16 protein-coding genes and 3 pseudogenes are annotated in these 25,057 nt (G+C 56.5%); 6 read left to right on the top strand and 13 right to left on the bottom strand.

The genetic code is table 11. From position 1 onward, the window contains the following. Positions 1-14: 14 nt before the first annotated feature. The gene (locus JCM25146_RS01795; protein WP_025825448.1) at positions 15-1,976 is read right to left on the bottom strand and encodes a S9 family peptidase; all 1,962 of its coding nucleotides are present in this window, start codon (positions 1,974-1,976) and stop codon (positions 15-17) included. Between the two features lie 264 nt (positions 1,977-2,240). Here JCM25146_RS01795 and JCM25146_RS01790 point away from each other — a divergent pair, with 264 nt between their 5' ends. Both JCM25146_RS01790 and JCM25146_RS01785 read left to right on the top strand, forming a co-directional pair. Beyond that, positions 2,241-2,825 (top strand): DedA family protein, encoded by a 585-nt coding sequence (locus tag JCM25146_RS01790; protein WP_081774715.1) that lies wholly within the window; start codon positions 2,241-2,243, stop codon positions 2,823-2,825. Beyond that, positions 2,822-3,772 carry an SDR family oxidoreductase gene (locus JCM25146_RS01785; RefSeq protein WP_025825444.1) on the top strand — a complete coding sequence of 317 codons (951 nt, stop codon included), beginning with the start codon at positions 2,822-2,824 and terminating at the stop codon, positions 3,770-3,772. The genes JCM25146_RS01790 and JCM25146_RS01785 overlap by 4 nt, the downstream gene beginning before the upstream one ends. 13 nt (positions 3,773-3,785) lie before the next feature. Here the strand turns inward: JCM25146_RS01785 and JCM25146_RS16460 are convergent. Continuing rightward, positions 3,786-6,134: pseudogene (locus tag JCM25146_RS16460) on the bottom strand (helicase-related protein). 127 nt (positions 6,135-6,261) lie between these two features. Here JCM25146_RS16460 and JCM25146_RS22345 point away from each other — a divergent pair. The 4 genes and pseudogenes from JCM25146_RS22345 (at position 6,262) to JCM25146_RS01760 (ending at position 10,214) form a co-directional block, all read left to right on the top strand. Then, the gene (locus JCM25146_RS22345; protein ID WP_159101941.1) at positions 6,262-6,426 is read left to right on the top strand and encodes a hypothetical protein; all 165 of its coding nucleotides are present in this window, start codon (positions 6,262-6,264) and stop codon (positions 6,424-6,426) included. Positions 6,427-6,495: 69 nt separating this feature from the next. Beyond that, on the top strand, positions 6,496-7,392 hold the full coding sequence (locus tag JCM25146_RS01770) for a ferredoxin--NADP reductase (RefSeq protein WP_025825442.1): 897 nt from the start codon (positions 6,496-6,498) through the stop codon (positions 7,390-7,392). A 58-nt stretch (positions 7,393-7,450) separates the two neighbouring features. Then, a pseudogene (gorA, locus tag JCM25146_RS16455) lies at positions 7,451-8,847 on the top strand (glutathione-disulfide reductase). An 11-nt stretch (positions 8,848-8,858) separates the two neighbouring features. Continuing rightward, complete coding sequence (locus JCM25146_RS01760) at positions 8,859-10,214, top strand: dihydroorotase (protein WP_025825440.1); 1,356 nt, start codon at positions 8,859-8,861, stop codon at positions 10,212-10,214. A 99-nt stretch (positions 10,215-10,313) separates the two neighbouring features. Here the strand turns inward: JCM25146_RS01760 and JCM25146_RS01755 are convergent, their stop codons facing one another. From JCM25146_RS01755 to JCM25146_RS01710, 11 genes and pseudogenes are all read right to left on the bottom strand, one after another. Next, entirely contained in the window at positions 10,314-10,916 is a 603-nt protein-coding gene (locus tag JCM25146_RS01755; RefSeq protein WP_159101940.1) for an HD-GYP domain-containing protein, read from the bottom strand. 140 nt (positions 10,917-11,056) lie between these two features. Continuing rightward, a complete protein-coding gene (gene bcsA, locus JCM25146_RS01745; protein ID WP_025825438.1) occupies positions 11,057-13,153 on the bottom strand; it encodes a UDP-forming cellulose synthase catalytic subunit in 2,097 nt (698 codons plus the stop codon). Positions 13,154-13,244: 91 nt separating this feature from the next. Continuing rightward, positions 13,245-14,300: an SGNH/GDSL hydrolase family protein gene (locus JCM25146_RS20455; RefSeq protein ID WP_051543882.1), complete on the bottom strand. Its 1,056-nt coding sequence runs from the start codon at positions 14,298-14,300 to the stop codon at positions 13,245-13,247. Beyond that, complete coding sequence (locus JCM25146_RS22340) at positions 14,287-14,874, bottom strand: hypothetical protein (protein ID WP_051543879.1); 588 nt, start codon at positions 14,872-14,874, stop codon at positions 14,287-14,289. Before JCM25146_RS22340 ends, JCM25146_RS20455 begins: the two co-directional genes overlap by 14 nt. Positions 14,875-14,949: 75 nt before the next feature. Then, a pseudogene (locus tag JCM25146_RS20445) lies at positions 14,950-15,968 on the bottom strand (cellulose synthase subunit BcsC-related outer membrane protein). Between the two features lie 914 nt (positions 15,969-16,882). Then, positions 16,883-18,661 carry a tetratricopeptide repeat protein gene (locus JCM25146_RS20435; protein ID WP_051543874.1) on the bottom strand — a complete coding sequence of 593 codons (1,779 nt, stop codon included), beginning with the start codon at positions 18,659-18,661 and terminating at the stop codon, positions 16,883-16,885. 240 nt (positions 18,662-18,901) lie between these two features. Beyond that, the gene (locus tag JCM25146_RS01730; protein WP_242400841.1) at positions 18,902-20,035 is read right to left on the bottom strand and encodes an acyltransferase family protein; all 1,134 of its coding nucleotides are present in this window, start codon (positions 20,033-20,035) and stop codon (positions 18,902-18,904) included. Positions 20,036-20,118: 83 nt separating this feature from the next. Beyond that, a complete protein-coding gene (locus tag JCM25146_RS01725) occupies positions 20,119-20,769 on the bottom strand; it encodes an SGNH/GDSL hydrolase family protein (protein WP_025825435.1) in 651 nt (216 codons plus the stop codon). 110 nt (positions 20,770-20,879) lie between these two features. Continuing rightward, positions 20,880-21,863, bottom strand: coding sequence for a cellulose biosynthesis cyclic di-GMP-binding regulatory protein BcsB (locus JCM25146_RS24380; protein WP_081774706.1), 984 nt, complete (start codon positions 21,861-21,863; stop codon positions 20,880-20,882). Then, the gene (locus tag JCM25146_RS24375; protein WP_025825431.1) at positions 21,860-23,437 is read right to left on the bottom strand and encodes a cellulose biosynthesis cyclic di-GMP-binding regulatory protein BcsB; all 1,578 of its coding nucleotides are present in this window, start codon (positions 23,435-23,437) and stop codon (positions 21,860-21,862) included. Before JCM25146_RS24375 ends, JCM25146_RS24380 begins: the two co-directional genes overlap by 4 nt. Before the next feature lie 502 nt (positions 23,438-23,939). Further along, positions 23,940-25,055, bottom strand: coding sequence for a glycosyl hydrolase family 8 (locus tag JCM25146_RS01710; RefSeq protein ID WP_081774705.1), 1,116 nt, complete (start codon positions 25,053-25,055; stop codon positions 23,940-23,942). Positions 25,056-25,057: the final 2 nt, after the last annotated feature.

Raw genomic sequence — 25,057 nt, 5'->3', positions numbered from 1 at the left:
GTGTGTGCGCTCACTCAGGCATCGTCTGCGGGCGCGGGATCAAACCCGAAAACCTGACCATAGAACGCCAGCTCCATTTGCAGGGCCTGACGTAGGGTCGCCTCCTTACGGAAACCATGCCCCTCACCGGGGAATTCATGCAAAGTGCAGGCCGCTCCCGCAGCACGCAGGGCCGCAGCCATGGCGTGAGCCTGAGACGGCGGGACGACCTCATCCTCCTCCCCCTGCAACAGGAGTACGGGAGCGCGAATCCGATTCGCCACGGACAGAGGCGAACGTGCGACATAAACCTCTTCAGCTTCTGGCCATGGGCCAACCAGACCGTCCAGATAACGGGCCTCGAACTTATGGGTCTCCTGCGCTAGCGCACGCAGGTCGGTCACGCCGTACAGGCTGACCCCTGCCGCAAACAGGTCCGAAGTCGCCAATGCCAGAAGAACAGTCATGCCGCCGGCACTGGAGCCACGAATGGCGATTCGCTTTGGGTCCACCCGGCCCGTAGCCACCATATGCCGGCAGGCGGCAATACAGTCTGCCACGTCCACAACACCCCACTGCCCTTGCAGCCTGTTCCGCCATGCGCGCCCAAAGCCCGTAGAGCCACCGTAATTCACATCCAGCACGGCAAACCCGCGAGACGTCCACCACTGGACCTTAAAGGAAAAACCATCCTGCGCCCGGGCAGTTGGCCCGCCATGCACCAGTACGATCATGGGCGGTTTTTCGCCCTGTGGCACACTCGTCCTGCTATTGGCTGGTGGATAGAAAAACGCGTGGCCCAACGGTGCATCCGCGCCATCCACCACAAAACGCACCGATTCGGGGCAGGAAATATCCGCTGCCTGTAACTCCAGCATGGCGGAACGGCGCAGCACCCGCACCACACCCTGCTGCGCACTACCCACGACAACAGCAGGCAGAGCATCGGCTGGAGCCTGAACCCATGCAAACTGTCCATCCGCCAAAGCAACGGGGCACTGGTCGGGACTTGCGGCAAAAGGCCGCGCCTGCGCATTGGCCATGCGCTCAAAGCAATGGCTCACCCCGTTCTGCACGCTCAGGGCCACACAGCCGCCATTGGCCAGAGGCTGATAACTGGTTTGGCCAAACACCCACGCGGGCTGCCCGATTTCCCCCTCCGGCATGGAGTAGGCCACCAGATGGGGCTCAGGCTGGCACAGCACCTCCCAGATTCTCCAGTGCTCACACCGGTCGGAAATCACAAGCAGCCGTCCATCCGCCGTCCAGCGTGGTTCCACCAGCGACTCGCCACCCGCAGCGCCTGCCAGCACCCGCACATCTTCCAGCGCACACAGGCTGCCATCCGCACTACGCACAATACGGCCCATGCATAAGCGCGTGGAATCCCACGGCATGTTAGGGTGGTCCCATTCAATCCAGGCCAGCGTTGTGCCATCGGGAGAGCAGGTGGGGGACATGTAAAAATCTGCCCCTGTTTGCAGCACAAGACCCTCTGCTCCGGCATGCGCCCCCAGCGTGACCAACGCTGCCTGTGGCTCCCCCACGCATCTATGGTCTTCACGCACAGCCATGACCGCGCGACTGGCCGGGTCAAACCGCAGGTCGGCAAAGCGCACACCCTGCACACCAGCCAGCAGAGCGGGCTGCACCGCGCCTTGCGCCAGAAACCAGACCTGCCCCGTGCGTCTGTGCGTATAGACAATGCCGTGTGGCGCCACCGCATAAGCCCCGCCGCCATACTCATGTACACGGGTGCCAACATCCGCATCCGTGGGCAGCACTTCCACCACGCCATCCGGTTCTGCCCACCGCATGAGTACCGTCCGCCCTCCCTCTGCCGGGCGGCGCTCCAGCCAGAACACACTCTGGCCGGTAGCACGCACCTCTGAAAAGCTCAGGCTTTTACCCGCCACCAGTGTAGCGGTTACGGGTGAAGGCCAACTGCCACAGCGTAGGGGCTGGAGCATTGGGGCTGACGCTGTATTCTGTTCCATCATGCGATACAGTCTATCATGCAAAACGCCTTGGGCGGAAAGGCATGTATCACGCTCCATTCCATGCTAGGCACTATGGAGCGATGCCTCTGTTTTCTGCTGCGGGCTTGACATGGCGGGAGCGACTCTGCTCCTCCCCACTGCTGATGTTCTCTGTGAATTGGATTGTCTGTTCTGTTACACGCTTTGGAATCCATCTTTTCGCTTGATTATCTGACAACCCTGTTCACCCGCTACGGCTATGGGGTGGTCGGCGTTGTTGTCATGCTGGAAAGCATGGGGCTGCCCCTGCCTGCGGAAAGCCTGCTTATTACAGGTGCTATTTTTTGCGCAACCACCCACAAGCTCCAGATTCAGGGCATTATTGTTGCCGGGGTCACGGGGGCAATCATGGGGGATAATCTGGGTTATCTGCTTGGCCACCGTCTGGGCCTTGGCATCCTGCGCAAACATGGCCCGCGCTTTGGCCTGACCCCCGAGCGCCTTCTGCTGGGCCGCTATGTTTTTCTCAAACATGGCGGACCGGTTATTTTCTTTGGTCGCTTTGTGGCAATCCTGCGGATGTTTGTTGCCATACTGGCCGGAGCGAACCGTATGCCCTGGCATACGTTCTTGTTCTATAACGCGCTTGGCGGCGTGTTCTGGGCTGGTGGATACACACTCTGCGCCTACCTGCTGGGCAGCGAGATTGCCAGACTCTCCGGCTGGCTGGCCGTAGGCTTTGGTGCGGCAACTCTGGTGGTGATCAGTGCTTTGTTCGTGTTCATCAAGCACAACGAAAAACGTCTGACGGAGGAAGCCATGAAAGCAGCCGAACAGGATGAACAGCTCATGTCCCCCCTGCCATGATGGGCCGCAGCCCCTGGCGGGTCAGCAACACCCAGCCCCCCCTGCATGGCCGTGTCGCACTGGTAACCGGGGCCAACAGCGGTCTGGGGTTTGAGGCCGCTCTTGGCCTTGCCCACCGTGGTGCAAGGCTCCTCCTTCCCATACGCAACCCCGACAGGGGACAAAGCGCGCTGGAGCGCCTGCTGGCGGCCTGCCCACAGGCAGATGTCACGCTGCTCCCACTTGATCTGGCCAGCCTCCGCTCCGTAGCCACATGCGCCCGCGCGGTTGCAGACCTTACGGACCACATTGATATTCAGATCAATAATGCTGGGATCATGGCCCCGACCCGCCGGATGGAAACGCAGGACGGATTCGAACTCCAGTTCGGTGTGAATCACCTAGGTCATTTTGCCCTGAGTGCGCACCTGCGCCCCTTGCTGGAAGCAGCGGACGGCGGTGGCATCCTTGTGAGCGTGGCAAGCCTTGCCGCGGCCAAGAACACTCTCCACTTCAATGACCTCCAGTCCCGCCATCGTTACAGCCCATTTGGCGCGTACCAGCAGAGCAAGCTGGCCAATCTGCTGTTTGCGCAGGAGTTGGCACGCAGGGCGGGGGAACGCGGCTGGAACCTGCATGCCCGCGCGGCTCACCCCGGTTGGGCAGCTACGTCCATTGTGGCCAACGGGCAGGCCTCAACCCTGCCCAAACCACTGGGTTTAATTGAGCAGACGCTGGGCACGGCTGTATTGCGCGTCATGGGCCAATCCGCTGCCGCAGGGGCAGAGCCACTGCTTTATGCAGCTCTCTCCCCCCAGGCGCGTGATGGCGATTATTACGGACCACAGGGCGCGGGCGAGCGCCGTGGCCCTCCCGGCCCGGCTATTGTCCCCGCTACCGCACGCAAGGCCAGTACGGCAGCCCGCCTTTGGGATATTTCGGAACGGCTGACCAACACCGCGTGGTAAGGCCGCGCCCCACTTACCCGTGTGTGGAGCGGCGCGCGCGGCTCTGCTGGCGCAGAACCCGTTCAATCCAGTCATTGAGCTTACGGGTTGTGTCTTCCGCCTCTTCGCGGTCTGGGTAAATGCTGGGGAAGCGCAGCGCCAGCCAGCGCCACGCCACAAGCCGCTTGTGGCGCTTTTCGGCCCGTTCCAGCTCCTCCCGCCCGGCCCGCTCTGCTGAGGGCAGCGGCCCCGTACCCGGCGGCAGAACCCGGCGGCCCGCCGCATGATCTGCTGCCCAACCCACCAGACGCCTAATCCCGTTATCCCGGTCATCCACCGGGCACATGGCGTAGGACCAGCGGGTGGTCAGGTCCAGCCTTCCACCCCCTCCAGAGCAGAGGCAATGGCAAATGCCTGCTCCATGTCTGAGAGACGGTAGTTGGGGTCATCCTTGCGCAGAACCGCCCTGTGAATGCGCGAGAGCACACCATACAGGCTCTGCGATCCTATTTCTGACGCAACAGCTTTGACGATATCCGCATCGGGCTGCACATAGGGGCGCAGATCCTCTGGCATTTCCGGGTCAGCATCAAGCTGACGCCTGACAAAACTGGGGCTACCTGCCCCCGCCAGTACAGCCACAATGCCTGTCTCGTGTTTGCCAAAGCGCCCGGCACGCCCGCCAATCTGCTTGACCTCCTGCACGGTCAGGTCACGGGTCTGGCGGCCATCGTATTTTTTAAGCGCTGCAAACACCACCCGCTTGATGGACAGGTTAAGCCCCATGCCAATAGCGTCTGTTGCCACCAGAATATCAGCCTGACCGTTGTTGAAGCGCTGTGCCTCGGCCCGGCGCACCTCCGGCTGAGCGCACCGTACACCACCGCCACACGCTTGCCATGCTGCATAAGGGCGGCGCGCAGGTCCAGAACCTCCCTGCGGGAAAAAGCGATCAGCGCATCCCCCGCGCCAAGGTCGGCCAGCCGCACAGGCTGGCTGGCGGCCTTGAGGGGGCTTTTGCGCTCAAGCGAGATCTCGTCCAGCGGGTCCCCGCACAGCTCGGCAATCCGGCGTACCATGGGAATACAGTCCGGCGCTCCGAGCACATACAGGTGGCGGGCCGGAGCACCCATAATGGCTGCTGTCCATGCGGCTCCGCGGTCCGTATCAAACAGCATCTGGCTTCATCGATCACAGCCACATCTACAGGGCTGTAGAACGGACACATTTCCACCGTTGCTGCCAGATGCCTGCTGCCCGGCACCTCAATCCGTTCCTCCCCAGTGGACAGGGATGCCTCGACTCCACGGGCCGCCAGTGCCTCGCGGAACTCATGGGCCAGCAGACGCAGGGGAGCCAATGCCAGCCCGCTCTCCGCCTGCGCCAACGCGTTGAGTGCCGTATAGGACTTACCGCTGTTGGTCGGCCCGGTAACAAGCGTGATCTGGCGGTTAAGAGCACGGGCGGTGCGAAAATGAGCCGCGTACTTATCCAGCGCCGCCACGCGGGCGATTACGGCATTCGCCACCTTGCGCCCCATATCGGGCGCATGCTTGCCCTTACCCGGACCTGTTGCCGGGCCGCGCTCATCCCTCCGCCACTCGGACAGGTTGCCCCGCAGGGCCACAAGGGCTGCGGGGTCAAACTCCCACCGCTCCCGCCCACCGGGTTCCTGCACCTTACGTGCGACCGGGAGCCTGTTCTCGGCAATCCAGCGCAGGGCCTCACGGTGGGAGCAATGGAGCAGGCGCGGTACCTCGTTGAACGGCACAAGGCTGCTCTCCCACGCCTTGAGCTGCTCTTCCTCCTGCTCCCGCCTGCTCTGGGCAGTTTTTTCAATCCGGCTGACCGCGGTCTGGCGCTGTGCCTCCTCCTTACGCACCGTCTCGAGGAACGGGTCGCCTTCGGGCAGGCCAAACGCAATGGCGACCGCCATAAGCAAAAGGTCGGTCTGGGCGGGAGAAGGTACGCGCCCGATATCCACCAGATCCGCCTGAATGGCCGCAAATGCTGCACGGGGGGATGCCCCATACCCGCGCAGGCGGGCCAGACTGACCGGCGCCAGAGCCTGCTCAAGCGCCTGATCATCTGCTGCGGGGTCTGTAATCCCCCCCACAGCCTCTTCTATTTCCTCCCGCGTGATCCAGATTCGGCCACTGCGGCGCGTGCGGTCGAGCAGGCGGGAAATCCATTTTTTACGCCGCACCTGACAAAGTGCTGCACAATAGACCTCTGCCGGCACCTCGCGCGCTCCGGGCTCAAGTGCTCGGGCAATCCGGCGCAGGACCTCGGTTTCTTCCTTGGGTTCGGGCAACAGGCCCGTCTGGGCCACGGCACGGGCAAGCGCTTCACGCGCGGGGGAGGCAGGGCTATCTGACGTCATACTCTACTTTTGCGTCATCCCGTGCTGCGGAACAATGGGCCTTGCCCCAGACTTCATGGAAAAATCAAACATTCGCCCCCAACATCGTGGCCGGGCGTGCAATTACGCTTGATATGGCGGCCACCTTGTGACCATTGTGCCCGCCAATGGCGGTTTGTGGCTTCCAAGCGAGGCTGTTCCTGCCCTGCTGTGTGAAGCGGGAACACGTCTTGTGACGAATTTGCACTGGCGTCCCACGCGCCTGCCCCTTAAAAACGCCGCCAAAGCACCAGGGTTGCCTTTTGCCTGTTGAAGCACTGCCCCCTATGGGCAAAAGCGCACCATCTCTCTGATCTGCTATAAGCGGAGTACAAAGCGGTCCATGTCTGAAACCATTCTTGATAACGACGTTCTCCCCCGGATGTCCGCCTCTGAAGTGCCAAGCAGCCTGCTGCCGGTAGAAGGGCAGGACGGCGTGTGGCACCTTGCCCCCCCGACAAAGGAATATGGGCACCTTTACCCGGCCAAGGTGCTGACCGTGCACCACTGGACCGACCGCCTGTTCACCTTCACCACCACGCGTGACCCCGGCCTGCGGTTTGAAAACGGCCAGTTCGCCATGATCGGGATTGAAGTGGACGGCAAGCCGCTGCTGCGCGCCTACTCCATTGCATCGCCCAATTACGCAGATGAAATGGAGTTCCTCTCCATTGCCGTGCCCGATGGTCCGCTGACCTCTCGCCTGCGCCACGTCAAGGTGGGTGATACGGTTCTGATCGGACGCAAGCCCACCGGCACCCTGCTGCTGGACAACCTGCGCCCCGGCCGCAACCTGTACTTCCTGTCCACCGGCACCGGTCTGGCTCCCTTCATGAGCCTGATCAAGGACCCCGAGTGCTATGAGCGCTACGACCACGTGATCCTGAGCCACACCGTGCGCATTTCCGGCGAGCTGGCCTATGCCAACCACATCCGCCATGAACTGCCCCAGCACGAGTTCCTTGGTGAGGACATTAGCGGCAAGCTGCTCTACTACCCGGCTGTCACGCGGGAAGACTTTGCCGTTACCGACCGCATCACCAAGCTGATTGAAAGCGGCAAGATCTTTACCGACCTGAACATCCCCGCACTCGACCCCGAGCATGACCGCGTGATGATCTGCGGCTCGCCCGAAATGCTGGCCGACACTGAAGCCCTGCTTCAGGCCCGCGGGTTTGATGAAGGCAACATGTCCACCCCCGGCGCGTACGTGGTGGAAAAAGCGTTTGCCGAACGCTAAGGCTAACCCCACCTGACTATAAAAGACCCACAGCCCAGCACCCAAGGAGCCCTGCCCCATGACGTATGACTTTGATCTTCTGGTCATAGGAGCAGGCTCCGGCGGTGTGCGGTGCGCGCGCATTGCCGCAGGCCATGGCGCGCGCGTGGGCGTGGTGGAAAGCCGCCACTGGGGTGGCACATGCGTCAATCTTGGGTGTGTCCCCAAAAAACTTATGGTCATGGCCAGCGACTACGCCGCCATGGTGGAGGACAGCCACGGTTTTGGCTGGTCCACAGCCCCCGGCACGCATGACTGGCCCACCCTGATTGCCGCACAGGACCGCGAGATCACGCGCCTGAATGGCATTTATGTTTCCATGCTGGAAAAAGCAGGCATTACCCTCTTTACCGGCCACGCCGAATTTGTGGACGGGCACACGCTACGCATTACGCCCTCCCCCTAGCCCCCACCGAGCAGCCCCGCACCATAACCGCCGAGCGTATTGTCATCGCCACCGGCTCCACCCCGACCAAACTCGATATTCCGGGTGCCGAGCTGGCCATTACCTCGGATCAGGCATTTTCCCTGCCACAGCGCCCCCAAAAGGTGGTCATGATTGGCAGTGGGTATATTGGCGTTGAATTTGCCGGTATTTTTGCAGGTCTTGGCTCCAGCGTAGAGCTGGTTTACCGCCGTGACCTACCCCTGCGTGGCTTTGACCCGGACATGCGCACGGCACTGGCCGATGCCATAGAAGCACGCGGCATTACCCAGCACCGCCACGTCAACCCCACCAGCATTACCCGCACGCAAACAGGACTGAACCTTACGCTGGATAACGGGCAGACCCTGAGCGCGGACTGCATTTTCATGGCAACAGGTCGCCGTCCCAAAATCGACTCGCTGGGGCTGGGCAACACCTCCGTTGCCACTGCAGAAAACGATCGTATTCAGGTCGATGCCAATAGCGAGACCACACACCCCGGCATCTATGCCATTGGGGATGTGACCGACCGTATCAACTTAACGCCGGTTGCCATTGCAGAAGGCCATAATCTGGCTGATCGCCTGTATGGCAAGACCCCGGCACGCCAGTGGTGCTATGCGACCACGCCCAAAGCTGTCTTTTTCTCCCCTCCCCTTGCAACAGTGGGGCTGACGGAAGATGAAGCCGCGCAAAACGGGGCTGTGGATATTTACCTGACCCGCTTCAACCCCATGCGCTACACTCTGGCAGGCCGCATACGCAAAACGGTCATGAAACTGGTTGTCGATCAACCAAGCCAGAAAGTGGTTGGCGTGCATATTCTGGGTGACGATGCACCGGAAATGCTCCAGGCTGTTGCCATTGCCGTAACGGCCGGGCTGACCAAAGCCGACTTTGACCGCACAATTGGCATCCACCCCACCTCGGCCGAAGAATTGGTGACCATGCGCACCCGCACGCGTGTCACCCCCAAAGCTGACAAGTAAGGACAGAGCCCATGGCCACACCCACACCAAGCACACAACGGCAGTCCCATGATCTGGCCCTCAAGAATGGCTCCGTAGTCCTGCCTGATGGCACGGTGGAAACAACGGTCTATGTCCGCAATGGGCAGATCAGCGCCATTGGTGGCACAGCGGATGCCGCACGTGTGGTGGATTGCACCGGCCTGACCATTCTGCCCGGCGTGATCGACACACAGGTCCATTTTCGTGAACCCGGTGCGGTGGAGAATGAAGACCTTGAAACCGGCAGCCGCTCTGCCGTGCTGGGAGGCGTAACCGGCGTTTTTGAAATGCCGAACACCAAACCCACCACGTCCACGCCCGAAGCCATAGCCGACAAACTGGCCCGCGCCAAAGGCCGGATGTGGTGCGACCATGCCTTTTACGTTGGTGCCACATCGGACAATGCCGATCAGTGCGGGGAGCTGGAAAAACTGCCCGGCACAGCGGGTGTCAAAGTATTCATGGGGTCTTCCACCGGTAACCTGCTGGTCTCCGACGATGCCATGCTCGAACGTGTCCTGCGTTCTGGCCAGCGCCGGGTGGCCATCCATGCCGAAGACGAAGCCCGCCTGCTTGAGCGCATGGGCGAGCGTGTAGAAGGCGACCCCGCCTCCCACCCTGTCTGGCGTGATGACGAGACCGCATTGCGCGCTACCCAGCGCATTTTGCATCTGGCCCGCAAAACCGGCAGGCGCGTGCATATCCTGCACATTACCACCCCGGCAGAACTGGAGCTGATCTCCCAGCACCGCGACATCGCCACCTGCGAGCTGACCCCCCAGCACCTTACCCTCGCAGCGGAAGATGCTTACCCACGCCTGGGCACCTTTGCCCAGATGAATCCCCCCATCCGTTCCGTTGCCCACCGCGATGGGCTGTGGCACTGGGTCACGCAGGGGATGCCTGATGTGATTGGCTCCGACCATGCACCCCACACACTGGCCAACAAGAGCAAGCCCTACCCTGCCTCCCCATCCGGCATGCCGGGTGTGCAGACGCTGCTGCCCCTTATGCTCAACCACGTTGCCCAGCACCGCCTGACCCTGCGCCGTCTGGTGGACCTGACATCAGCAGGGCCACAACGCCTGTTCGGGCTGGTGCGCAAGGGCCGCATTGCCGTGGGGTATGATGCGGACTTTACCATTGTGGACCTTAAAGCCCGCTGGACAATCGAACAGGACTGGTTGGCATCACGCTGCGGCTGGTCCCCCTTTACGGGGGAAACCTTAACCGGCAAACCCATTGGCACCATTATCCGTGGTGAGCAGGTTATGTGGGACGGCACACTGGCAGACAAGGCAACAGGCGCTCCTTTCCGCTTTGATGCAACGGACCGTCCTGCGTAAAAAATAACCGACTGACTCTGTAGTTATTGCCATTTTACCTCTGCGTTTTAATGGCAATAACTACACCCTGCGCGCCAGAGACCAGTGCGCCGCTCTGCCTTAAATTTTTTTTGCAGTCAGGCGTGTCGCCAGTATTTCATCCAGATGTTTAAGACACACATCTGCAAGGTCAGGATCAAAATGTGATCCTTTCCCCTCTTCCAGTTCATGGCGGATAAAAGCAATATCACACGCACCACGATACTCCCTGTGGGAAGCAAGTGCGTCTATGACATCGGCCAGAGTAATCACTCGGACCGATAGCGGAATCTGCTCTTCCTTCAGCCCAAGTGGGTAGCCTGCACCATCCCATCGTTCATGATGCATCAGCATGGCATCCAGAACCTCTATGGGAAAATTCTTTTTGTGCCAGAGCAGAATACCCAAACCGAGGGAAGGATGCTGGCGTACTATCGCTTTTTCCTCGGGGTTCAAGGCGCGTGGGGCCTCAAGAATTGTATTGGGGACAAGCAGTTTTCCGGTGTCATGCATTTTACCTGCAAGACGCAGCTTTTTTATGTCCAGACTATGCAGCCCGGCCAGTTTGGCAATTTTGCACGCAATCTTACCAACACGGTACCCATGCCCATTCTGAATGGACCCGGCCTGTTTGATTAATATCTTATCTGATTCTGAAAACAGTTTATGAACCTCGCGTGACAATATTCAAATCATTCTTCTACATCAGTTGCGTAGACCGTAAGCTATAGCGAAGCCAAAATCATATCTCAATAAATAGTTTGGGATTTATGCGTCAAAATATCTTTCTATAAGGACTAAAATGGTTCTGTTTTCTACAAAAATTATTTTAACGGGTGTCGGCGAAATACTGCAACAAGTAGAAAGTTAATAATACCGCGCGCCAGAAGGTTAAAACTATGCAATGGCTTGTCCTGCGAATAGTCACTCCAATGGGACCAGGCATCACTCCGGCCAAAAATCATTTCAACAATCCCGGTTTCATCACCCAGAGTGCTGTTTCTCCACTCCAATCTGGCAAATGTACCCTGCTGGTTAATAATCTGGGCTGGCACATTCATCCTGATTTTATCGTGCAGATTAACATATTCCACATGCACCGTTTGCAGACCCGCAGGCAGTGGGTCACTCATCCTCAGCGACACCCCACCCTTGGAAAGGTCCACAGTTGTTGCGGCGTAGCGTTGCTGCGCCACAGGGTCGATGACGGTCACGGCCAACTGGGCCGGAATGCGGGGAGCACGGCGGTTCTGCTTGCGCTCATAACCAACTGTAATCGCTGCAAGGACAATAAGAAGGTTAGCCAGAACCCATAAAAGATTCATGCCGTAAGTCTGGAACAGCAAGGGGTCCCCCCGATGCACGATCATCCCCACCACACCTACAATGGCCGCCACAATCAGGACAAAACACATGATCACATTCGGACGGACCATACGCGTATCAAGGAAGTTCTTTGTAATCAGACCACCTTTTGCTGTCACGTTGAACGTCCCACGGGAAGGGGCAAAAAACGCCACCAACACAACTGGTGCCAGAAAAATTGCTATTGATGTTTCGTAAACATAATTCCAGATCGAATAACGCCACCGCCCCTGTATGCGGGACTGGGTTATAAGCGACTGTAACAGATGCGGTATGGCATAAATCATGACCGCAGCCGGTGTTGCATAAATAATATTCTGCCCCAGACACAGAAATGCCAGTGGTGCGATAAGAAAAATAAGCCGTGGAATTGGAAAGAAAAAATGCAGCATGGCAGACAGGTAACACAACCGTTGCCCTAAGCTGAGCCCACGCCCGAGCAACGGATTATCAATCCGAAAAATCTGCACCATGCCTCTGGCCCAGCGGATACGCTGCCCCACATGCAGGGCCAGACTTTCTGTTGCCAGACCACCTGCCAGTGTTTCGCGCAGATAAGCGGACTCCCAGCCCTTACGCTGCATTTTTAGGGATGTATGGGCATCTTCCGTTACAGTTTCCACCGCAAAACCATGAATACTTTCCAAAGCCTTGCGACGCAGCACGGCACCAGACCCACAAAAAAGGGTCGCATTCCAAAAGTCGTTTCCGGGCTGAACCAGACCGTAGAACAGATTACTCTCTGGCGGGATATGCCCATAAGTATCCAGGTTTCTCTGAAACGGGTCGAGCGAGTAAAAATATTGTGGTGTCTGCACAAGAGAAATACGGGGATTCAACACCATCCACCCAATTGTGCGCAGAAGAAAGCTTTTGACCGGAATATGGTCACAGTCAAACACGGCAACCAGTTCGCTTTGGGTCTGCATAAGGGCATTGTTCAGGTTGCCAGCCTTGGCATGCACATTATTCGGGCGGGTGATGTAACCTACACCAACCTCTTGTGCAAACGCCTGAAACAGAGGCCTGCGTCCATCATCAAGCAAATACACATGGAGTTTGCCTACAGGCCAGTCCATTGCCATAGCTGCCAGGACCGTATTCCTGACAACATCAAGGTCCTCATTATAGGTCGGAATAAAAACGTCTATATCTGGCCAAAAACTTTTATCTTCTGGCAGAGAGCATTCCTTACGGTTGAGCGGCCACGACAGCTGCATGTAACCCAGAAACAGAATAATCCACGAGTACGTTTCCGCAAACAGCAACGTCAGCATCAACGCGCTCTGCCACCATCCTTCAAATGCCAGCGTATATGAAAGACGCCAGAAAATATAACGCAGGGAAACAAAGGTCGACAGGCCGATCATCAGAAGGCTGGGCAGGTAACCATTTTTTTTACGAATGAGAAAAGCACAGAGCAGCACCCCCCCGCTCAGTAGAATCTGTGCAACGGGTGAAACCACAGCCTGACTGGCCACAAGAACAAGCACCGTCCCGATCGTGATCAGGATATAAGGAAGTGCCTTTGATGTGCGTTGCGGGGGAAAAGTCATAAAATATGGCTACCTGACCTGAGGAAACTGCCGGAAAGAAAAACACACATACATGCCCGAATGCAGCGCACGACCATCACCTGATCCACGCTCAGTGCACGCCCTGCGCAAAACCCGTTTTGATGGAAGCCCATATCAGACTGGCCAGTTCTGCCTGCCCTTCTGCCGTAAAATGGGTAAAATCCTTATCCCAGTACTGCGTGTTACCCGGATTGGATAAAACAGAGCCCGGAGCAAATGGATCGACAATTGTATCGGGACGTAATGTACCCGCAGCCTGTGCTGACATAACCTTGGAACGCAACACGGGATCTGTTGGTGCTTCAGCCACCAGCACAACATAATATTTCAGGGCCTGCAGACCCTGTATTACCTTGCCAAGATTGATCAGTGTTTCATCATACCCGATGTGATTCTGGCTCAGGTGGTCATTATACCCCCCGAACACAACGGCTACATGATTGCCTGAATGGGCTGCAACCTGTGCTGCTGCGGGCAGCATGCCCAGTAAATGGCGCGTGGTCGCACCCGAAACAGCAAGATTATAGCTTTGATACTGCCCATATGCCTGAGCAAGCCTTGGCCAGTTCCGCCCGTCCGCCACACGGAAACCCTCCGACCGGCTATCCCCCAACACGACAAGCGCTGGCCTGACCTGCGGCATCTGTTGTCCTTGCAACACGGCCGCCACACGGAACTGCTCAACCGCATTACTATCATTGACGTGGTCAGCCAACACCAAGCCAGTCCAGATGCCCGTATTACGCCCCTGACTGAACCACTCTCCACCATCCGCATTAAAGCCGATATAACCACCCTTGAGACTTGGCACATTCATCCTGCCATGCCCCACTGCCTGCATATTGCCCGATTGCAGATGATAAGTGGCCCCATGTGCCCACACCGAGAATGTTGCAGGCGCGTTGGTTATGACCAGACTGGTCCGCTGGTCCGGGTTGGTAGAATCTGCCAGATGCACAAACCCATCCAGTTCGTACCCACCAAAATAGACCTTGAACGCACGCCCCGCCTCTCCCAACAGAAGGGGGACAGGATATGCCGCATAACCGGAGTTGGACGACGCATACGCGCCAGTCGTGCCAAAAAAGAAGCTCTCAGAATCTACGTGCAGGTCAGGCGGCAGCATAAATCCGCCGGGACCATTCTGCTCTCCCCATGAAAGCAGGCATGCCGTTAACCTCTGCCTCCCCCACATGCACAACGGCCTTACCAGGCACCGCCAGCAGGTCATGCCCCTGTCCGGACTGGTCATACACACGGGTGACAACCGCATATGTCCCCCGATCACGCTGGTTTAGGGGAGCGTCATCTAGCCGCCCATCAGCAGTAATATCCAGAGTAATGTTTTGCGGCTGACCTTGCATCATCAGGGTAACACCCAGCGCGTGGCCCGTGTACCCAGAGACCATGCGCACGGTCCCTCCCGCAAAAAGCGTGTGCTGCCCGAAGGCATCTGCTGGCAGACCAGAGGAGAAAACAGGCTCCCACCGAGCCGCATGCGGGCGCACGGACGCGGCGCGCCAAACATGCCCACACGCCTGCCACAGGTCCTTTACGGCATAACCCTGAGTGGCATCATCCGTTGCAACAGGTGCCCGAGCGACACCCGCTGTTGCAGCACATGTCTGCCCGTACGCCACATGCGGAATCATCGCCCCCAGCAAAAGGACTGTGCACAGGACACTACAGGTCTGTTTCATGTCGTTCCTTCAGCAGACCAGGCACCCCTTGCGGCACCTGAACATGAAGTCTTGCAAAAATACATGATAATCAGGCTAGAAACTATCAATGGTGTAATGGGCCATGAGAATAGCCGACACTTCCGACCAGCTTCCTGCACGGCTGTAACTCGCCTGCACTCCAAGACGCAGACTGGGCGTTACCTGATACACGACCCGGCCCTGCACATTGCCCGCCACACCACTGGCAGACTGGGCACCCTCCGTGTTCTGCCCAATAGCCGCAGGCTGCAACCCGTCATTTAGTGGGAAGTAGGGAGCGGCATCACTGTGATAGTGCTGGAAGCCTCCCTCCCCACGCAACAGCCAGGTCCACATATCACGATGCCCCGTCCATTCGAGCGGGATCATAATCGCGTAGTAAGACTGCGGGGAGAAGTACCCCCCCTGCCCCCACGTAAACAGGTAGCTGTTCCGACGGTAACTATAATAGGAAAAATTCAACCCGGTCCGCACAATCATGCGTTTTTCATGGTCCTGCCAAACCTGTGCATTACCACCCGCCTGCACATCCAGCTCCGTATTGGCCACAACATGGGTCCCGTCCAGATATGCAAAGCCTGCTCCTGCATAAAGGTCCCACATTGGATGCCCCCACTCCAGCATGCCATGGCCAAATTCACGCGTGACACCACCCCACTTGCGTCCGCTTACGGGATCTTTCATCCCCGCATAAGAGAGTTCGCTGTTTGTCACCATCCGCCGGCCACCACTAACCCGCAACACCAGATCGCGCGTCAGATGTGGCGCAAATTCGACCCCACCCACCACATTGGCAATGGGGAACCCAAGCGGGTCGACCCCACATCCGCACTGAACCAGCGGTTGACATAACTCACATTCAGCCCAACGCCTTGCACATAATAGTGGTGCCCCCTGCCCGCACAGACCCCATCTGGCCCAACGGTGGCGCACTGGCCAAACTGATGGTTGGAATCTGCATTAGCCAGCGGATTGCCTGTAAACAGAAATGTCGGTGCCACAGAGAACGACAACCGGTGATCCCATGACTGAAAAGGTAGTGTGGCAGTCAGGGGCAGGGCCAGTTCGGTCATCTGCCCAAGCCCTTCTATGCCTGTGCGGTTACGCACATAAAAATTACCGTCTATCTGTGGAGAAAGGGAATCGTGCAGATAAACAATCGAACGGTTATTGGCCTCTGGGGTCGTGTCTTCTGGCAGATAATGGTAGGAGGCAGGCAGCATGACGCCCTGCAAATCCCGATAACCGGATTCAATTAACGGCCAGCGGTAGTCGGGGGCAAGCACGGCGTGCTGTTCGCATGCATCGCTCTCCTTACTATCACAATCGGCTTCCTGCAGATGTTCCATGGCTGCAAGCTGCATGCGCATGTTGTTATTGGACCTCGCACTCTCGGCCAATGCGCTCCATGTCTCGGACGCTTCGGGCGCAAGTGCCTGCAAGCGTTGCGCCATGGTGTTGGCTGTGCTGGAATCCCCCGCCATGGCCGCATCATGGACGGTCGCTGCCAGCACGCGCCGGTTATTTGGTATGCTGTCCAGCACCTTCATGTCCTCAACCAGAGCGCGTTCGGGCATATCCTTGGCCGCATACACACGGCTCAGTGCCAGACGGCTCTCAACCGCATCCGGATTGGACTCGATGTAGGGCGTAAGCAGATGCAGTGCATCGTCCGGCCACCCGTTCCGCACCAGATGGTCTGCCTGTATGGCCGTAAACCCATCTTCGATCGTACGCCGCACCTCGGCTTCATGCTCGGTAGGAGGGGTCGTCTGAGCCTGCGTATCAAATGCATTCAAAGTGGCCGTAATGTCCTGACTGACCTTGCGATGAAAAGATGTGCTGCCAGGCATGGCCAGAATATGCAGATACAACCCGGCATAATTCAGCCTTTGGGCCAGTGGCATGTCGCGCACCTGAGCATCTGCCTTTTGCAGCACCGTATATGCCGCCTGTGCCTCATCATGCCTGAGGAGTGCATCGGCTGTCAGCTGGGCCCGTTGCCCTGTAGGTCCGGGCGATTGGCCAGCGCCAGCAACCCGGCTACCGGCGAGGCACTGCTGCTTTCGGCCTCCTCCACCTCCATACCTGCCTGAGCGCGTGTCATAAGCCGCCGCATATCAGGGGTCATGGCAGCAGAGGGCATACGTTTGAGCAAACGGGCCGAAGTGGCAAAATCATTCTGCCCATCCGCAAAAACAACACCTGCTGCCAGTGCTTCCTGCGAAGGGACTCGCTGGGTCAGCATGGCATCCATGACTGCCTGAGCCTGCTCCGGGCGATGCGCCGCAACCAGTGCCTGAGCGAGCTTTAGCCTGACCCACGGATCATTGGGGGTCAGGCCGACAGCCTCATTCAGCAACGATACACGATCCGTCTCGCTTGCTGCCTGCTCAACCTGCTGGACCAGCTGCGCACTACGCACGCGGGCGGCAAGAACTGTCTGCACATTGCCTGTCTGGCGAATAACCTCTGCTGCCTCATCCGCCCGCCCATCCTGCAAGAGCATGGTAATCAACATTGACAGGGCAGCTTTGTTCCGGGGCAAGCGCAGGAGCACGCCACGGTAAGCCTCTTCCGCCTCGGCCCGGTGCCCTTCCTGCATTTCCAGCTGGGCACGGAACAGCAGCGCTATGGCCTCCTGCCCTGGCTGGCTGGCCAGTTGCCCTATGTAGCGTCGTGCATCATCATCGCGGTGCGCCGCAATGGCGCGGGAGATCTGCATGGGCAAGGGATTGCTTCCCGCCATGCTCTTACGCATGCCAAGCAGGGCAGTCTGCCACTGCGCTGCAGTCGCAGGGTCTGCCGCCATGGCCTGCTTGAAGTTCTGCTCGGCCCGGTGCCAGTCATGCTGTCTTTCAGCAATAAGACCCATGCCGCCAAGAGCGGCGGCATCCTGTGCATTATAGGCCAGAGCCTGCTGGAAGCCTTTTTCAGCCTCATTAACATGGCCTGAATTCAGATACGCATACCCGTCAATCCGCGCAGTGTCGGCATCAATCCGCCGCTGCTCCTCGCGCGCTTTGGCAAGCCGATCAGCAATTTCAGCATCATTAGGGTGCTGCGCCAGCCATTCATAATACATGGGAACAGAGGAACCACGAATGGCTTCCCATAACAGGGCCTGCCGCCATGCCGCATAAGCCTGCCGACGGATACGGGGCGAAATATCAGCCGCGGCCAGTGCTTTGAGCCGCTCTACCCCCTCTGCCCGCGATATTTCACGGTATGTCAGTATCCGGTAATATAAAAGCTGTGCATCCAAGTCTGTTGGCTGCTGTTGCAACCAGAGCTTGAGCCGGGACACTGCCTCCTGATAACCAAGGATGGTTGCTCCCAGAACACCATAATATTCCAGCGCCAAATCTGGCGGTGGTGGCCCATTCCCGAACAGGGCCTTGTACGCCATGGCCGCCTGTAGCATGGTGCCCGATGCTGCCAGCGCACGTGCATGCGCAAGCTGTGCCTTATCCACAGGTTTGGTTGCAATAATGCGGCTCAATGCCATGCACAGGTCCTGTGGCGCACCATTGGCTTCCATCTGGGCCAAAGTTTTTTCAGCCCCCGCACTATCCCCCTGCGCCTGTTGGGCCGTACCCAGCAGCAGAAGAGCCCGTGGATTCTGGGGGGCAATATTCAACGCACGTCTGATGGTATCCGACACACGGTCAAACTGATGCTGCGTCAACCAGTACTGCGCATCCGACAGCAGGCGATTGAACAGGATAGTATCTGCCGCACTTTCCCCCCGAACAGGAGAAGACATGACCACAGGCACAACTTTGGCGCAAAAGGCGAAGGAGCAGCCCCGCCGACCACATTGAGCGTCTGTGCAAACCCCACCGAAAACGTGACCAGACACCCACCCCCAATGGCACCAAGCAGCACACACCATCTGTTTTTGCCGGAGGCACTAACAGCCCGCCACACCGCCGGGAATGCAGTGCTTTCGGCTGTCGTGGCGGCATACAACAGACCAGTGGGAAGTTTGGCCATAATGGTGGCGTCAGTGCACGCGTGACATGGCGGAAAGCCATGCCAGCCCCGCAGCAGACACGAGGCATAGACCAACCAGAACAATGGCTCCACGCTGACGGGCAGAGGCGATAGCGCTGTTTTCGTAATTCAACATCGGCCGTTCCACACAAATGTAGCTCAACGTCCCGGCAATAACGGCACCCCCCAGAACGAGCGCCATGGTCATACCCTGCACTTGGCTAGCCAGCACATAGGTCGCCATAACAATGGCCGGCCAGTGCCACAGGTACAGGGAGTAGGAAATAACTCCAACAGGGGAGAGCGGTTCCAGCAGGCGACGCGTGGCTGCGTGTGGTTGCATAATAATCAGCATGGTCGCCACACACGGCAGAAGAGCCATGTAAGACGGGCAGGCATATGCAAGGTTATAAAATACCCCGCACAGCACCAGCGTGACCACAGACAGAGCATAAGTCAGCCCGGACAGCAGCCGCGACTGCGGCAAAGCGGGCAACACCCATATGACAGTGCCGAGGCAGAATTCCCACAACCGTGCAAAAATATTATAATAACCAGCCTGATCCCCAGCATGATAAGCGACCATACTATACGCAAAAGATGCCACCATCACGACATACAGAACTGCCTGCCTATAACGCAGCGCGGACAGCAGGAGCGCGATCAGGAAAATAATAAGATAGAACTGCATTTCCAAAGAAAGGGACCACGTATGCAGGAACGGGTAGGCAATACTTTGCCCTTCAAAATAGCCTACATGATGACTGGCCCAGATATTTGACAGATAGATCAGGGAGTAAGCACCATTCTGCGCGATATCCGCCCGGTCACTCGGTAGAACCCACCACAGCATGCTGGCTGAAACCAGCAGAATCATCACCAGAAGTGCTGGTACAAGCCTGTAAAGACGGCGCAACACAAACCGCTCGGGACGAAAAGGATGCTGCATAAACGCAGACCGACCCATAAAATAACCTGAAATAACAATAAAAATATCTACACCAACAAAACCACCCTTTAACCATCCTGCATGAAAAATCATAACAAGCAGAACAGCCAGTCCACGCAGGCCGTCAACATCCCGCCGCCGGTTAAGTGGAAAGAACTCTGCTTTCAGCTTATCTTTCCACGTTTGTTGCACCATCGTTAACGACATGACCTTGACCACCAAATTTCTGCCATATGAAGAATAGATTGTAAGTAACGCCTATAAAAAATACGATGTTTTTATTTATGCATTTTTTCCAGAATAGGCATGGTCTGCTGGAGTATGCCATTCCCCCATACTTTATAACTGGCAGGTGTCAGATGCACACCATCAATAGTTTTGGGGCTACCAGGCTGCATCAGCTTTGTGCCGTCAATATAAGTGCATGGTGCCACTTCATCTTTGAGAAAAGATGCCATTTCCTGAGCACGTTTGTCGGTTTTACCATAACGGGGGCTATATTCACCCCACGTTGGCCCCACCCAGATACACGCGGTATTGCCTAAAGTCATGGTCAGGGTCTTGACCTGCTCGTCAGCCCAGTTTCTGGAAATTTCGCTCTGCCCGTAGGCAGCCATTGTATCTCCCAATACCACAATAACAACATCCGGGTGCCATTGCGCGATCAGCGATGTAATCGGCGGCGGGGAGGTGGGGGTCATGTTGGGTGGGCTCAATGGTGCATCCCCAATGCGCTGGGCTGCACCGCATCCGTTGTTCGGGTTAGGCACCACCCAGTCTGCCGCAGTGGAGGAACATACGCCGTAGGTCACCACCTTTGCGCCAGCCCGGGTATAGGCTTCAGGCAGGATCGTCAGCAGGGAATCCTTAAATGTAACATGGCTATCCCCAATAATGAGCAATGTCAGCCCAGCCAGAAGTGCGCTCATGATCGTGTTATTATCCCTTGTCCATCATTCACTATCGGCAGATCTGCCGCATTGTCTGCCCGGTACCCTCAACAGTTACCGGGAAGACGGAGGCATCAGTCACAGCCTGTTTATGAGTCAATCGGCTCATCTTCACCTTGCAACTGCCGCTGCAACCGACGCCGTGCATGAGCACGCAGCCACTTGGCCGTACCAACTGCCAGCAACCCGGCACCAAGCAAACTGGCCAGAATAACAAGAAGCACATGCGCCTCTAGCAAGAGCTCAATACGAATCCAGAGCGGCAGAGAACCAACCGTGTAAAGATAGGAATTACGGTAATTTTTAAGTACATCACCATTTTTTATAACCAGATCACCCTGCACGGCAGGCAGCTTCTGACTATCGAGCAAAGATGCCACCATCTGTTGCAACTGCTCTGGCCGATCGCCAAGAATGGCCACGACAGACCGATGATTGGTATAAGGGGATTCCCCGCCGATCAGAAGAGATGCATTGACGATTGGAGCATTCAGCACAGACTGAACATTGTTATGCTGCCCGCCATTATCCCTGTCCTGAAACAGATACCAAAGCCCATCAAGCAGGGTTTTCTGCCCGACATGAATTGTCTGCCCACTAATTTCATAAGCTGAGCGGGATAAAAGCGTTTTTGCCGCTCCAAGCTGATCAAGCGTAGAGAGAACAATAATGTCTTTTGCAGCCCCCAGCCCCGCCAGATCAGCACTGGAAACAACATCTATGCCAACAGCCGGGTATTGGGTGGCGCCCCCCAGAAAACCCATAAGATTCAGAAAAGCCGTGCTTGTACCGGAATCCGGCTGGGCTGGAAGCACAACCGCTGTCTGTGAGTAATCTGCCATTCTGGAAAACGGAAATGCAGAACCTGCAAAATAAGACAGGTCAGGCAAAGTGGCGTAATGATAGCTGTCACTGAAATCCAAGGTAGATGTTGAATCTACTTCAGCAATAAAATCATCATTCGTGCGGCGGCAGGCGCCCCGGTCAATCGGCAAGACGTTAAAGTTCAGGTCCAGCTGGTTACGACCACCAAACAGCAGCCATGGCGGAAGGGTGGCATCAAAGGTCATCATCCCGCCCTGATACCCGGCAGATGCGCTTCGGCTTTTTTCCAGAAAACGTCAGAAAATAAAGGAAAACTCTGCACATAGGCATTGTTTACAAGCACATCCAGCCGCGCGCCCTCATGCTCGAATGCTGCTGCAACAGGAGTTCTAGCCCGCAGCTTGACTGGAAAAGCGTGCTGTTTCCATCGGTACAGGTCGGGTGGAATGCGGAACGGCACGTAAATACCCAGTGGCGCCCCGCCCTGATGCTGCAGGTCCATGGCAGACATCAACTCACCAAACCGCACAGCGCGATCAGTGGGGACAAATGCTGGAGCATCATAAGGTTTACGTGGAGCCAATGTTACATCAGACACAACCCTGAACGGCACGTCGCCCAATGTATCGGTCGAAAAAGCCAGGACACGCGCTGCCGTTTCAACGTCTTTCTGGTTCTGGCCAGTCACAACCAGCACTGTGCCATTCGGGTCATTAGGATTGGCGACTTCAAACAGCGTTGGGCCGGAAGGAAGTGTTCCATTGCTATCGAGAGGAATATTCTCCCCAACCTCTACGGCATTACCCATTTTGGGGAATGTTGCCGCGACTGGGAAAGATGCCCCACGAAAATCAGCCAGCTTACCAAACCATGATGCGACAATGCCTGCGGCCTTCAGATCATGCAGTCCACTGGCATAGGGCAACACGAAGGGAATCTTGAGAACCTCACGCAGGTTCGGATCAAAAAATGGTTCAGGAAGGTGGGATAATTTACGAACTGGAGGTAACTTGACTGTTGCAATAATAACTTTGGACAGGTCCGAAACCCGCGCCCAAAGCACACCATTATGCATGTCGTTACAATCGCGCCGATACTCGCCAGAAAACTGGAAGTTCAGATGATTCAGACGCGTAAAGAAAATAGGATCAATATCAAAAACAAGTGGACCAAAACGTGAATTTTTCAAATCAACCAGAACAGTACCAACATACTGTTCGTTCAGGGTCACTGTCAGGCTGCTTGCTTCTGGCAGCAGGGAAGGCGACATGGCACCATCAAGAACAATCTGCGCCCGGGTAACAATTTCATCTGCCGGAATGGGAATATCCAGACCCTGCAATGGTGAAAAACCACGCAATGTCATTGGAGCCGTCAGCCCCAACTGCCGAAGGCTCAAAACCCGAATAATTTCAGGGGACGCGGGAGCCGGTTCTGGCAAACCCACGGCTGGAGCCTGAGCACTCCCAGCAAATACGGGTGCAACCGCAGGTGCTACGACACCACCCTGCACAGGCGCTGCCGGAGCCTGCATTACATCGGATGCCGGAGCGCTTGGCGGCGGCATATCCGGCACCGCCGCCCCGGACACAGGAGCGGCCGTTGGGGCAGCAGCAGTCGGTACAGGTGCGGCCACCCGCGCCCGCGCATTGAGCGACACATCAGACGGTGCCAAAAAAGGACTCGGGCGCTCTGGCACCTGATACGGCGCGGAATCCTGCTGCGATGCAGCATATACAACGGGGCAGCCAGCCAGAAACACCCAACTGGCCATGCTGGAAGCGCTGACAGACCAGATCACGCGGAAACAGGATTTGAACACGAACGGTCTTTCTTTTAACAAATTTGAGTGAACACCCCTTCCTCTGGTCGTCGCGTCAACGCTTACCCAAAAAGAAGAGAAGGTTTAAGGCGTAAAATACCATGCATCATACCCTGACGGAGCAGAGAAATTACTCCACTTAGGCACAATATGAATTACTGTAAGAAGAATTTTCTTGACCCTACAGAGTTAATGAGATGTCGATCAAATTAAATTAAGTTAACTCATTTGTAAACAATAGAAATATCTGCGGCAGAACAAAATGCTCTCCCCATAGAATCTCGACATTTATAATAATAAATTATTGATTCTCTTCTCATTTTTGGAATTATAATTGTACATACAACGAAAAATTTATTGAAATAATTTCCTGTAAATCATGAATTTCTAAATTTTTATTCTTAATTTCCCTAAAATCCCACACACCACACCAAAAGTTTCTTTAAGCAAATGAAAATTTCTGTGGCTGTCAAAAACAGTAATGTTTACAAGCTGTCAACCGTTACCATTTTCCCCGGCCATATTGTGCGGCCATGATATCCGCTCCAAACTGACGCTTAACAAGACCGGACAACATGGCAAGAGATGCGGAGTAATAGTTTTCATTACTCTGCACGGGTGGCATGGCCCCTGCCATATTCCCAAACCCGCATGCGCCACCAATATCGTAAAATCCCGGTGGGGCATTATATGCTGACCGTTCGCCTGTTTTTAAATCTACCCAGGCAGGCAATCCACCTGTAGGCCAAGCGGTCCAGTAGTTTTCGAACCCGGCCATCAGATCCCCGCCCAACTGCCCAGCCCAGGCAAGGTAAAGAGGCACGCGTACCGCATCGTAAGAAAAACGGGGAGGGAACTGGGGCGCAATGGACAACTCACCCGTATGGGATGACATTTGCAGCCAGTCTGGCGGCAACTTCCACCGACCAAAGCGCCCGTTGCGTATCAGCGTCAAACCATCTTTTATAAGACCACGCCAGACTTCCGCATTATCCAGACCTGTTGCAAGAATCAGGGAGGGCATAACGTAGTAAGACAGATTAACGGTCACAGCATCAGGGGTTGAAAAACCAACACATCCTGGCAAGAGAACCCGTTTTCCTGCAATTTTCAGGACAAGCTTTTTACGGACATCTTTATAAATAGCCCGCGCTGCTTTTAAATATTCCGACTTCTGCCAACGGTAGCCTGCAAAAGCCAATGCCAGCGCAATCAGCAGATCCCCATCCGTTGCATTATTACTGTCCGGCACATGGGGCGATGTATCTGGCAGGTAATGCCACGCATGTAAGGCACTATCAGGCAGTTTAAGGTTATTCTCAGTCCAGGAAAAAATCTTTTCAAATGCCTGTTTATCATCACTGGCCTGAGCAAACAGCATCCCATAGCCCTGCCCTTCGGTATGGGACTGGGAGCCATTGCCGTTATCAATGATCCGGCCATCATCACGCAAAAAATGCGAGGCATACCAGGTCCAGTCGTCCACAGCCTGCGCCATCCCTTTTTGGGCACACAAAGGCAGTGCCGCAGCAGACCACAACAAGGTACGGCGTGACAGGCTCATGCCCTGCGAATGATCTGATGCCTGCTTACCGTACATTGTTTCTATGCCTCGCATTC

It is taken from the genome of Acetobacter okinawensis JCM 25146, from assembly GCF_000613865.1.
Lineage (GTDB): Bacteria > Pseudomonadota > Alphaproteobacteria > Acetobacterales > Acetobacteraceae > Acetobacter > Acetobacter okinawensis.
The sequence above is the reverse complement of the archived record's forward strand: the minus strand, read 5'-3'. Positions and strand labels throughout refer to the sequence as shown.